Origin of the sequence: Streptomyces phaeolivaceus (assembly GCF_009184865.1) — a bacterium.
GTDB lineage: Bacteria > Actinomycetota > Actinomycetes > Streptomycetales > Streptomycetaceae > Streptomyces > Streptomyces phaeolivaceus.
In genome coordinates, this window is the sequence record NZ_CP045096.1 from 8,587,419 (window position 1) to 8,599,464 (window position 12,046).

The 12,046-nt window shown below is 72.4% G+C and carries 9 protein-coding genes and 1 pseudogene; 5 read left to right on the top strand and 5 right to left on the bottom strand.

The window, feature by feature from the left end:
• Positions 1 to 19: 19 nt before the first annotated feature.
• Positions 20 to 1,810: an SGNH/GDSL hydrolase family protein gene (locus F9278_RS39225; RefSeq protein WP_152172539.1), complete on the bottom strand. Its 1,791-nt coding sequence runs from the start codon at positions 1,808 to 1,810 to the stop codon at positions 20 to 22.
• Between the two features lie 184 nt (positions 1,811 to 1,994).
• Between F9278_RS39225 and F9278_RS39230 the strand changes: the two genes are divergently transcribed.
• Complete coding sequence (locus F9278_RS39230; RefSeq protein ID WP_152172540.1) at positions 1,995 to 2,444, top strand: DUF6278 family protein; 450 nt, start codon at positions 1,995 to 1,997, stop codon at positions 2,442 to 2,444.
• A gap of 139 nt (positions 2,445 to 2,583) precedes the next feature.
• Positions 2,584 to 3,327, top strand: coding sequence for an amino acid ABC transporter ATP-binding protein (locus F9278_RS39235; RefSeq protein WP_152172541.1), 744 nt, complete (start codon positions 2,584 to 2,586; stop codon positions 3,325 to 3,327).
• 157 nt (positions 3,328 to 3,484) lie between these two features.
• Here the strand turns inward: F9278_RS39235 and F9278_RS39240 are convergent, their stop codons facing one another.
• Positions 3,485 to 5,083, bottom strand: coding sequence for an alpha/beta fold hydrolase (locus F9278_RS39240; protein ID WP_152172542.1), 1,599 nt, complete (start codon positions 5,081 to 5,083; stop codon positions 3,485 to 3,487).
• A 167-nt stretch (positions 5,084 to 5,250) separates the two neighbouring features.
• A complete protein-coding gene (locus tag F9278_RS39245) occupies positions 5,251 to 6,012 on the bottom strand; it encodes a hypothetical protein (protein WP_152172543.1) in 762 nt (253 codons plus the stop codon).
• A gap of 183 nt (positions 6,013 to 6,195) precedes the next feature.
• Between F9278_RS39245 and ggt the strand changes: the two genes are divergently transcribed.
• Positions 6,196 to 8,001 (top strand): gamma-glutamyltransferase, encoded by a 1,806-nt coding sequence (gene ggt, locus F9278_RS39250; protein ID WP_152172544.1) that lies wholly within the window; start codon positions 6,196 to 6,198, stop codon positions 7,999 to 8,001.
• A 24-nt stretch (positions 8,002 to 8,025) separates the two neighbouring features.
• On the opposite strand, the pseudogene F9278_RS39255 reads toward ggt, so the two are convergent.
• Together F9278_RS39255 and map are read right to left on the bottom strand one after the other, a co-directional pair.
• Positions 8,026 to 8,823: pseudogene (locus F9278_RS39255) on the bottom strand (AAA family ATPase); the annotation flags it as partial.
• A 76-nt stretch (positions 8,824 to 8,899) separates the two neighbouring features.
• Entirely contained in the window at positions 8,900 to 9,673 is a 774-nt protein-coding gene (map, locus tag F9278_RS39260; RefSeq protein ID WP_152172545.1) for a type I methionyl aminopeptidase, read from the bottom strand.
• Between the two features lie 74 nt (positions 9,674 to 9,747).
• Between map and F9278_RS39265 the strand changes: the two genes are divergently transcribed.
• Both F9278_RS39265 and F9278_RS39270 read left to right on the top strand, forming a co-directional pair.
• Positions 9,748 to 10,032: a helix-turn-helix domain-containing protein gene (locus tag F9278_RS39265; RefSeq protein WP_152172546.1), complete on the top strand. Its 285-nt coding sequence runs from the start codon at positions 9,748 to 9,750 to the stop codon at positions 10,030 to 10,032.
• Between the two features lie 156 nt (positions 10,033 to 10,188).
• A complete protein-coding gene (locus tag F9278_RS39270) occupies positions 10,189 to 11,763 on the top strand; it encodes a hypothetical protein (protein WP_152172547.1) in 1,575 nt (524 codons plus the stop codon).
• Positions 11,764 to 12,046: the final 283 nt, after the last annotated feature.

Genomic DNA, 12,046 nt, shown 5'->3' on the forward strand with positions numbered 1-12,046 from the left:
CCCGCCCGATCCCGGGGTCTCAGAGGAGCTTCAGGTCCACCGACTCGGCCAGCGCCGCCAGCCCCGCCTCGTTCGGGTGCAGATGGTCCCCGCTGTCGTACGCGGGCAGCAGCCGGGCCGGGCGGTCGGGGTCGCGCAGCACCTCGTCGAAGTCGAGGACGGCCTCGTACTCCTCGTTGCCCCGGATCCAGTCGTTGACCGCGACCCGGTGGGCGTCGGCGGTGGCCGTGCAGCGGGCCTCGCCCTCGCAGGGGGCGACGGTCGCCACGAGCATGCGCAGGCCCCGCTCGTGCCCCCGGGCCGCGATCTCCCGCAGCCCCGCGATCACCTCGTCCGCCGTGGCGCCCCAGCGGACGTCGTTGACGCCCTGGAAGACGACGACGGTACGGGCGGAGGTCTGGGCGAGGACGTCCCGGTCGAGGCGGTGCAGGGCGCTGACCCCGCCCGTGTCGGTGGAGACGCCGTCGCCGGGATAGCGGTCGGTGACCACCCGGTTCGCCGAGATCCCCTGGTTGAGGACGCCGTGGCGCGGGACCCGGTCCTGGTCCAGCAGCCGTCGGGCCAGCAGATCCGGCCACCGCCGGTTCGCGTCGACGGTCGTCCGCTCCCCGTCGGTGATCGAGTCCCCGAGGAGCACGACGGAGCCCGGCCCGCCGCCCACGTCCACACCGGTCAGCAGCGGCCAGGTGGTGATCGTGGAGGTGTACGCCGCCGCCGAGCCGTCGCTCGCGTGGTCGCCGGGCTCGCTGACGTACGAGGTCTGCTGGGCGAGCCGGTGCACGGGCGCGGCCGTCACCGTGCCCGGCAGATGGAAGCTCACCAGGAGGTTGGTGTCCGGGGGCACCTCGAAGCCCAGCGGGTCGCTGAACGCCTGGGCGCCCGCCGGGATCTCGGTGCCCGCCGCGCCCCCGAACGCCAGCGGCACCGGTGTGCTCCGGGCGCTCGCGCCCGCCGCCTGCGCCGCCACCGTCGCGCCGCCCACCCGCACCGGCGCCGACGCGAAGGTGTTGTCGAGCCGGATCCGCACCCGGGGACCGCCCGCCGAGGTGTGGACGACGAGCCGCAGCGTCCGGTCGGTCCAGGGGCCGACGGCCGTGTAGCCGGAGGGGGAGGCGGCCCAACCGCCGGTCCAGCCGCGCGACTCGGGGCGCACCGACAGTGCGAACACATGCAGGGATGGGTCGCGCGGCAGGGTCACCGAGGCGACCTCGCGGCCCCGCGCGACCGGCACGGTGACGACGTACAGCCGTGACTTCTCGGCGAGTTGACCGCCGGGGGTGTTGATGTGGGGGAGGGCGACGGCCTTGGTGGCGAGCGGGCCGGTGCGCCAGTCGGGGGCGGTGAGGCGGTACGCGGAACGGGCGCCGTTCGCGTAGCGGACCGTGCCGCTGCCGGTCGCGTCCGTGCCGCCCGTGGCGGCGACCAGGAAGGCGAGGGCGTCGCCACGGCCCCGTACGCGGACGGACTGGCCGGCGGCGCGGACGTTGTCGGGCTCGCCCGCCGTGCGGCGCGGCCAGGTCAGTCGCGCGCCCTGCACGGTCAGCGTGCGCCCCGGTGTCCATCCGGCGGCCGTGAGATCGGCGGCGGACAGGGAACCGCCGGAGCCGTCGAAGTCCGCCTCGGTGGGCCGGGCGTCGTCGCTGACCGCCCGGTTGTCGAAGAGGCGTTCCAGCGGCGCCGGTTCGGCCCGCCCGTCCTCGGCGGCACGGGCGGTGGCGACGGGTGCTCCCGCCGCCGACAGTGCCAGTACGACGGCCGTTCCCCAGACGCGTCGGCGCACGCGCGACCCCTCCCGTTCGCTGCTGACCATGACCGCGACGATCATGGCGGATGCGACATCGGTACAACGATGAGACGACAGATGCGCCACGAAACTAAAGAGACGTCAGGGACCCGTCAATGAGGTGTGCGCGAACCACGGGCGAACTCCCGGCGAACAACCGGTCCCCGCGCGCCTGTGGTGCGAAGGGAGAGGTGGATGACACGCTGAGCGCATGAACATCTCTTTCCTGGGCAACTGGCGCAAGAGGCGTGACCCCGTGTTCGGGGTCGGGGCGTTCACCGGCGGCGACGGTGACGACGACGGTCACGAGGGACTCGCCGAACTCCTCTCCGAATGTGAACTGCTGCGCGCGCAGGCCGCCCAGGCCGGTGTCCGACTCGACGACTCCGCCGCCTCGTTGGAGGCACTGGACCAGCTCGTCCCCCGCTGGCGCGACGACGAGGAGACCGTGGCCTGGCTCGGGAACGACGCCGGGCTCTATCTGGGCACGGTCGTCGTACGGACCGTCCCGGGCGCCCGCTGGGAGATCTGGCCCAACGGCCAGCCCGTGGTGCGGCTGGCGTCCGGCCGGGAGATCGACGTGGTCGAGGCGGGCCGGGAGTGGGCCGCCAGTGGCGCCCCGGAACTCTCCCAGCGGTACGCCGAACTCGCGGAGCAGTGACGGCCTCCTGACAATACGGCTATTCCCGGGAAACGCGTGTCGCGTATTGAGGCGCCTTTCGTCCGGATAGTTTGCGGCACCTGTGAAACGGCGCGGCAGTAGAACGGCACGGCAGGAAACGGCCTAGGGCGGGCAGGGCATGGCGGTCGAACCGCTGATCGAGATGCACGAAGTGAACAAGTACTTCGGTGAGCTGCATGTCCTCCAGGACATCGATCTCACCGTCGGCAAGGGGGAGGTGGTCGTGGTCATCGGCCCGTCGGGGTCGGGGAAGTCCACGCTGTGCCGGGCGATCAACCGGCTGGAACCCATCCGCTCCGGCACGATCCTGCTCGACGGGCAGCCGCTGCCGGACGAGGGCAAGGCCCTCGCGGCGCTCCGCGCGGACGTCGGCATGGTCTTCCAGTCCTTCAACCTCTTCGCGCACAAGACGGTCCTGCAGAATGTGTCGCTCGGTCAGATCAAGGTCCGCAAACGGAAGAAGGAGGACGCCGACCGACGCTCCCGCGAACTCCTCCACCGGGTCGGTCTCGCCGACCAGGCGCCGAAGTACCCGGCGCAGCTCTCCGGCGGTCAGCAGCAGCGGGTGGCCATCGCCCGCGCCCTCGCCATGGACCCCAAGGTCATGCTGTTCGACGAGCCGACCTCGGCCCTCGACCCCGAGATGATCAGTGAAGTCCTCGACGTCATGCAGCAGTTGGCGCGCGAGGGCATGACCATGGTCGTCGTCACCCATGAGATGGGTTTCGCCCGCTCGGCCGCCAACCGGGTCGTCTTCATGGCGGACGGCAGGATCGTCGAGGACCGCGCTCCGGACGCGTTCTTCACGGACCCGGAGAGCGATCGTGCCAAGGATTTCCTCTCCAAGATCCTCAAGCACTGACCACCGCCACTGGACCGGGCGCGGGCCTCGACTACGATGAGCGGTTCATCCACTTGGGGTGAGCGAGGCCGTGGACGCCACCCCGGCCGAGAAAAAGGGACGCTGCTGCCGGGCGCGCAGTAGCCAGGGGCCAGGCCCGCCCGGCGGCAGCCGGAGATCACTGCTCGCGCAGCGGGATCGACACGTACGACGGGTCGTTCGGCGGCGAGGAGAAGGTCAGCTGCGCGCCGGTCGGGTTGTGCTCGATGTAGAGCGGGTCGACCGTGTCGACGACCAGGGTGAGACGGTGGCCCGCCGGAACGTCGTAGGCCGTGGAGAGCAACTCCAGGTCCACGCCGAACGGTCGGCCGGGCGTCTCGCCGTGGAAGGTGTACGGCGCGTGGCTGACCAGCTTGCCGAGGCCGAGCGGGCCCACGTCGTACAGATAGGCGACGAGGGTGCCGCTCTCCTTGGTCGCGGTGACCGTGGTGTGCAGCCTGGCCGTCCCGCGCACGGCCTGTGTCCGCGGGTACTTCTCCGACTGCCACACGGCCGCCCAGCGGCGCGGCAGCAGCGGGATCGAGGCCATGGGCGGGAGTTGGGCCACCTGGTCCAGGATGCTGGAGAGGAAGACGACGCCGCCGTTCGCGCCCGAGTCGACGTTCGCGCGGATCGTGGTGCCGCTCGTCAGGGCGATCTTCCGGTGGGTCGCGGTGACGGACTTCCAGTCCGGATAGCCCTCGAAGGCGCCGCCCGTACGGGACTTGAGCCGGACGGGCGGTTCGCTGTCGATGCCGTTCTCCGTGCCCTTCAGATAGTGGTCGAACCAGCGCCGGGTGTCCGTCCACACGTCGTTGGGCAGCCCGAACAGTCCGGTGGCCTCCGTGGTGGCGTGGTCGCCGGGGCGCAGTTCCAGCCGTTTGGGGCCGGTGAGCTTCTCGTAGAAGTCGGCGTACTGGTTGGGCGGGAAGATCGAGTCGCCCCAGGCGTTGGCGAGCATGACCGCCGGGCCGTTGGTGTTGAGCTGGTCGAGATAGGTCTCGGGGGAACGTTTCTTTCCCCAGGTGATCATGTCTCCCTCCTTCGCCAGGTTCGAGGCGTAGAAGTCCGCGAAGATCTGCTGGAGTTCGGGGCCCTGGCGGCCGGTGATCCGTCCGGCGCCGTCCAGCAGGGCCGCCGCCTGGAGGTGCGGGGTGCGTCCGCCGTAGATCGAGTCGATCAGGTCCGCCCAGCCGCTGAGCGCGGCGACCGCCTTGACGCGCTTGTCGTGCGCGGCGGTGAGCAGGCTGATGCCGGCGCCGTACGACAGCCCCGCCATGCCGATGTGCTCGGCGTCGGCCGGGGTGTTGGCGAGGGCCCAGTCGATCACCTTGGAGGCGTCGGCGGTGTCGGGTGGCCCCGCTACCTCTATGTATCCGCCGGACTCCCAGAAGCCCCGGACGTTGTAACTGACGACGACATAGCCGGCGTCGGCGAGTTTTCGCGCCTGGGCCAGATACTCGATCTGGGGGAGGCCCCAGCTCGTGGGCAGCACCAGGAGCGGGTACGCGCGCGAGGCGTCGGCGGGGGCGACGACATTGGCCTTGAGGACCGTGCCGCCGTCGCCCTTGATGTCGACGAAGCGGACGGTCGGGGCGGCGGTGGAACCGGAGGCCGCCTGGGCGGCGGGGGCGAGGCCCAGGGCCGTGCCGGCGACCAGGGTGGCCGAGACGGCGCCGACGGCGCTCGTCCGCAGCGCCCTGGTCGTACGCGATGTGGTGCCGTGCGGGTGTCCCACGGGTCGCTCCTCACTCGTGTAAGTGCAAAGTGACCCGACGGTAACCGGCCGCCCTTACCGGAAGTAACTCCTCGGTAAGTTACGTGACGGTAACGTTCGGCGGTCAAGGGGGTGGTGGTGAAGGGGCGGTGGTGAAGGGGTGACGGCGAAGGGGGAGTGGAGGTCGGCTAGGAGGCGCGGTGCGAGATCTGGGCCGGGGTCGACGGTGCCGGAGCCGGTGTCTGGGCCGCGCGGGTGACGTCCGCGACGAGTTCGACCACGTCGGCGCCGTACGCCTGGGAGTTGACGACCTTCAGCAGGAGCACGAAGGTGCCGGTGCCGTACTTGCGGTGCAGGCGCTCGTGGTTGCGGGCGAGATAGCGGGTGGCGGCCTGGTTGGTGATGGCGCGCTGACCGCAGAAGAGGAAGACGGGCCGGGCCTGGTCCGGCTGGCCGGTGGTGAGCCGGGCCAGGATGACGTGTTCGGTGATGCCGGGGTCGAGGCGGTGCTGCTCGTCGCCGATCTGGAAGGCGGCCCGGTGGGGACCCGGCTCGGGGTCCATGTTGAAGCTGATGCCGGGCAGCATCGCCGAGATGTGCGCGGCCATCCGGCGATTGGATATGGGTCCGCCCACGCAGAACTCGGTGCGCTCGCCGAAACCCTGCTGAGCCGCGTCCTGGGTGATTATCTGCGCGTGTGATCCGCAGTCCTTGATCAGTGCCGAGAGCTCCAGCAGCGCGAACACGTCGAAGCGGTGGACCGCCAGGTCCGCGCTGGACGGATCGCGGTTGACCACCAGCAGGGACTCGGAGTTCTCCGGCAGCCCGAAGAAGGTTTGCTTGCGGCGGAGCTTCCGCTTCCACAGGTACGTCCGGAAGAACCAGCCCACCGAGGCACTGAGCCCGGCCGCGATCACACCGAGGACGATATTGCGCAGGTCGTCATTCATGGCCGCGCATGGTAGCGGGCGCGGCCGAACACTGTACGAATCCCTGTCCGATTCCATGCGGGGCGTCCCGGTTCGAGGTGCTGTTGCGGCGGTGTTGCGGGACCGCCGGATGGCCGAGACACCGCTGACGGGGCCGTGGGGCCCGCGTTACTCTGCGCGGACGGTCCTTGACTGGAGGTACGGATGCGTCTGCGTCGCCCTGTCGCGCGGAAACTGGCTGTACTGGCGGCGACGTCCGCCGTGGTGGCGGTGGGGGCGGCCCCGCCGACGTCCGCCGCGACGGATCCCGTGGAGAAGGTCCCGGTGGCCGTCGGCTACGGCGGCGCCGTCTCCAGCGTCGACCCGGACGCCTCGGCCGCCGGGATCGAGGTGCTCCGCAAGGGCGGCAACGCGGTCGACGCGGCCGTCGCCACGGCCGCCGCGCTGGGCGTCACCGAGCCGTACTCGGCGGGCATCGGCGGAGGCGGGTACTTCGTCTACTACGACGCCGGGTCCCGCACGGTGCACACCATCGACGGCCGGGAGACCGCGCCCCTGAGCGCCGGCGAGGACCTCTTCCTGGAGAACGGCCAGCCGATCCCGTTCGCCGAGGCCGTCACCAGCGGGCTGAGCGTCGGCACCCCCGGCACCCCGGCCACCTGGCAGACGGCGCTGCGGAGTTGGGGCAGCGAACCGCTCGGCAAGCTGCTGAAGCCCGCCGAGAAGCTCGCCCGCGACGGCTTCACCGTCGACGCGACCTTCCGCTCCCAGACCGCCTCCAACGAGGCCCGGTTCCGCAACTTCCCGGCCACCGCCGAGCTGTACCTCCCCGGCGGACAGCTGCCGGTGGTCGGCTCGACCCTCAAGAACCCCGATCTGGCCCGCACCTACGCGGAGTTGGGCCGCAAGGGCGTCGGCGCCCTCTACCGGGGCGACCTCGCGCAGGACATCGTCGACACGGTCAACAAGCCGCCGGTGGACCCCGCCTCCGGCTACAACGCCCGCCCCGGCGACCTGACGACCGCCGACCTCGCCGCCTACCGCGCCAAGCGCCAGGCGCCCACGAAGGCCTCGTACCGAGGTCTCGGCGTCTACGGCATGGCGCCCTCCTCCTCCGGCGGCACGACGGTCGCCGAGGCCCTCAACATCCTTGAGCGGACGGACCTTTCGAAGGCGAGCGACGTCCAGTACCTGCACCGCTACATCGAGGCCAGCCGGATCGCGTTCGCCGACCGGGGCCGCTGGGTCGGCGACCCCGCCTTCGAGGACGTCCCGACCAAGGGGCTGCTGTCGCAGCGGTTCGCCGACTCCCGCGAGTGCCTGATCAAGGACGACGCGGTGCTCACCAGCCCCGTCGCGCCCGGCGACCCGCGCAACCCGACGCCCTGCGCGGCCGGCGGTACGGCGGCGCCGACGACGTACGAGGGCGACAGCACGACGCATCTCACGGTCGCCGACAAGTGGGGCAACGTCGTCTCCTACACGCTCACCATCGAGCAGACCGGCGGCAGCGGCATCACCGTGCCGGGGCGCGGGTTCCTGCTCAACAACGAGCTGACGGACTTCTCCTTCACCCCGGCCAACCCGGCCGTGCACGACCCCAACCTGCCCGGTCCGGGCAAGCGGCCCCGCTCGTCGATGTCACCGACCATCGTCCTCGACCGGCACGACAAGCCCGTGGTGGCGCTCGGTTCACCGGGTGGCGCGACCATCATCACGACCGTGCTGCAGACCCTGACCGGCTTCCTCGACCGGGGGCTGCCGCTGGTCGACGCGATCGCCGCGCCGCGCGCCAGCCAGCGCAACCAGACCACCACCGAACTCGAACCGGGCCTGTGGAACAGCCCGTTGAGGACCGAACTCGAAGCCATCGGCCACGGCTTCCGGCAGAACCCGGAGATCGGCGCCGCCACCGCCGTCCAACGTCTGTCGAACGGCAAGTGGCTGGCCGCCGCCGAGACCGTACGACGCGGCGGCGGCGCGGCGATGGTCGTACGACCGGCCAAGTAGGTCTCAGCCAGGGGCGGTCGGCCCCTACGGGGCGGGCGGCGGCGTCGTACGGAAGGCGAGCCGCCCGTCCTCCATCTCCGCCACCACCCGGCTGCCGTACGGCAGTTCACCGTCGAGCAGCAGCCGGGACAGGGGGTTGTCGACCTCCCGCTGGATCGTGCGGCGCAGCGGCCGGGCACCGTACTCGGGCTGGTGGCCGATCTCGGCGAGACGGTCCACGGCCTGCTCGCCGAACTCGATGGTGACGCCCCGCGCGCGCAGCCGCTCCCGTGTGCGCTCCAGCAACAGGCCGGTGATCCGCCGCAGTTGGCCGTCGGTGAGCCGGCGGAAGACCACGATCTCGTCGACGCGGTTGAGGAACTCGGGTCGGAAGTGCTCCCGCAACGGCCTGAGGATCCGCTCGCGCCGGTCCGCCTCCTCGGCCTCGGCAACGCCCGCCGAGAAGCCCGGCCCCGACCCGCCCCGGCCGATGGCCTCCGAGCCCAGGTTGCTCGTCATCACGACCACGGTGTTGCCGAAGTCGACCGTGCGCCCCTGCGCGTCGGTGAGCCGGCCGTCGTCGAGGACCTGGAGCAGCAGATGGAAGACGTCCGGATGCGCCTTCTCCACCTCGTCCAGCAACAGCAGCGCGTACGGCTGTCGGCGCACGGCCTCCGTCAGCCGGCCCGCCTCCTCGTGGCCGACATAGCCGGGCGGGGCGCCGATCAGCCGGCTGACCGCGTGCCGCTCCTGGTACTCGCTCATGTCGAGCCGCACCATCCGGTCCTCGCCGCCGAAGAGCGCCTCCGCCAGCGCGCGGGCCAGCTCCGTCTTGCCCACGCCGGGCGCGGGGAACTGCGCGACCAGCCCCCACGCACCCGTACCCGACAACGCGCCCCACCCCAACGGCGCCCCCCGGCTACCCCCGCCACGCGGTAAGCACCCGCGGCCCCGCCTCCGTGATCGCCACCGTGTGCTCCGCGTGCGCCGCCCGCGACCCGTCGTCCGTCCGCAGCGTCCACCCGTCGGGCGCCGCGTGGTATCCGTCGCCGCCCCCACCGATCACCATCGGCTCGATCGCCAGCACCATCCCGTGCCGCAGCCGCATCCCGCGCCCGGGTCGCCCCTCGTTCGGTACGGCCGGGTCCTCGTGCATCCGGCGGCCGATGCCGTGACCGCCGAACCCGTCGGGGATCCCGTACCCGGCGCCACGGCACACACCGCCGATCGCGTGCGCGATGTCGCCGATGCGGTTGCCGACGACGGCCGCCTCGATGCCCGCCGCGAGGGCGCGTTCGGCGGTCTCGACGAGCCGCAGATCGGCCGTGCGGGGCGTGCCCACCACGAAGCTGATCGCCGAGTCCCCGGCCCAGCCGCCGAGTTCGGCGCCGTAGTCGACGGACACGAGGTCGCCGTCGCGCAGGCGGTACGACGTGGGGATGCCGTGCACGATCGCGTCGTTCACGGAGGCGCAGATCACCGCGGGGAAGGGGGTGGGCGCGAAGGAGGGCCGGTAGCCGAGGAAGGGCGACGTGGCGCCCGCCCCGCGCAGCACCTCGTGCGCCACCTCGTCCAGTTCGCGCAGGGAGACGCCCACGTCGGCGGCGTCCCGCACCGCGGCGAGCCCCTGCCCCACGATCTGCCCGGTCTCGTACATCGCGTCCATCGACGCATCCGTCTTCAGTTCCACCATGCCAATTACTATACCGGTCGATGCCCAATTAATATACCGGTCCCGTGGTGGTGGGTCGGTATTAGAATGGGGTCATGGTGCGCACCCCACTGACCCCCGAAGAGCGCGAACGCGGCGAGCGGCTCGGCCGGTTGCTGCGCGAGGCCCGCGGTGGTCGTAGCATGGCGGAGATCGCCGCCGGCGCGGGTCTCTCCGCGGAGACCCTCCGGAAGATCGAGACCGGCCGTGCCCCCACCCCGGCCTTCTTCACGATCGCCGCCCTCGCCCGCACCCTGGGTCTGTCCATGGACGAACTGATCACGCGGTGCGCGCCGACCGCCGAGACCGCCCCGGCTGCGGTGGTGGCGGCAGTGGCCTGACTCCTGCGCCCGGATGGTATGAACCCCGCACGCACAGCCGCCGCACGGCCGCGCACAGCACACTGCGTCCGCTCCGAAAACTTCGCGTAGCCGTCCTGTAACACAACTGGTGTTTTCTTACGGACCGGAGCACACCGGTCTGCCGGGGAGTATGCGATGGCTGTGGATCAACTCCCGGGTCAAGTGCGGGAGTTCGCGGGATACCTGAACAAGCTGATGACGAAGCTCGACCAGGGCGGTGGCTGGTGCGCCGTCTTCTGGCAGCGCGACCCGGACGGTATGCGGGCCTGCCTCGACGGCCTGGAGGTGCCGCCCTGGGACGTCGTCGAGGCGCTGATGCACGACCTCGTCACGGCGTACGGTCCCGCCGCCGCGGCCCAGGAGACCGAGCGCGCCCGCGCCCTGCACCACGCCTCCCTGGCCGCCCACGACTCCCGGCCCGGCGGCCGTGAGGCCCTCGGCGACCGGCTCGACGTCATGCTCCGCGAACAGCGCTACGCCGCCGAACGCACCGCCGAACTGACCCGCCTCCTCCGGACCGCCACCACCCAGCAGGAGGCCGACTCCGTCCGTCTCGACCTGGCCTGGGCCCACGACGACCACGAACGCGCCACGGCCCGCTGCGCGGAACTGCGCACCCGCATCGAGGACGCCGACCGCCGCGCCCCGCACCACCCCGCGCGGGGCGCGACGCGCTTTCCGGGCAACCCCGCCGGGGACGTCTTCCGGGTCCCGGAAGCGGAGGAGCGCGCGACCGACGCGGAGGAGCGCCCCGGCGGACGTATACACGCGGACGGGGCGGACCGGGCGGACCGGTACGGCGACGGCGGCGGCGCCCAAGGGAGCCCCAGCCGCGCGTCCACCCCCGCGTCCACCCCCGCTTCCGACCCCACCTCCGACCCCACCTCCGACCTCACCTCCACCTCCGACCCCACCTCCACCCCTGCGCCCGACCCCGAGGCCCCCGACCCGGGAGCCACCCCCGCGTCGCCCGCCAAGCAGCGGGCCAAGCGCCGCCCCCGAGGGGGTGCCCGTTTCGCCGGGGCGGCGGAGGTCGAGGAGGCTCCGCCGGCCGTCGTGCCCAGGACGGCACCGGCCGCCGGCCGCAAGGGGCGCGCGCCCCGGGGAGCCCGGTACGCGGGTGTCGCGGAGCGGGCCGAGACGGCGCAGCCGAAGCAGCCGCAGGCCCGGCAGGCGCTGGACGACGACGCCCGGCGGGAGGTCGCCGACACCGTGCAGCGGCTGGTGCGGCTGCGCCGGGAGGGCCGCAGCGGGGAGGCGCACGCCCTGCTCGTGGAGGTCGCGCAGGGTCCCGCCGCCCGGTTCCCGCTGCTCGCGGCCGACCTGCAACGCGCGGGCCTCGGCGCCGACTGGGCCACCCTGTTGTGGGAGGCCGGTTCGCTGCCCGCCGACCGGCTGGTCGCGGTCGCGGACGCCCTGAACGCGGTGGGCCGCGCCTCGGACGGCGAGCAGATGCTGCGGCAGGGCGTCTCGCGACCCGCCGAGGAGATCGGCGAGGCCGTGCTCGCCTTCACCACCGAGGGGCGCGAACGGGAGGCGCGTGCGCTGCTCGCCGTGTACGTCCGCGTACGCACCCCGGAGGAGGCGGCGCGCACCGCCGAGGCCCATCCGCGCCGGCTCAAGCCCCTCGTCCTGGCGGCGGCGCGCGCGGTCTCGGAGGAGCGCTACCGCGAGGTGGTGCACGCCCTCCGTGTACAGGGAATCACCTGACCCCATCCGCGCGGGCGACCGCGGGTCCGGCGGAGGCCGGCCGCGCAGGGCCTGGCTCTTTCAGGGGCGCGGGGAACTGCGCGAGAAGCCCCACCGGGCGCGCAGCCGCCCACGAACCCCCGCCCCCGCCCACGAACCCCCGCCCCCGCCCACGGACCCCCGCCCCCGCCCGACCGGGCCGACGGGCGAAACGCAGGCGTAATCCTCCACTGGAGTGCGAAACGTGATCGACTCGGCCGGTTGACGACGATGGTCTTGCCCAGCCCGTCGACGGGGCTTAGTT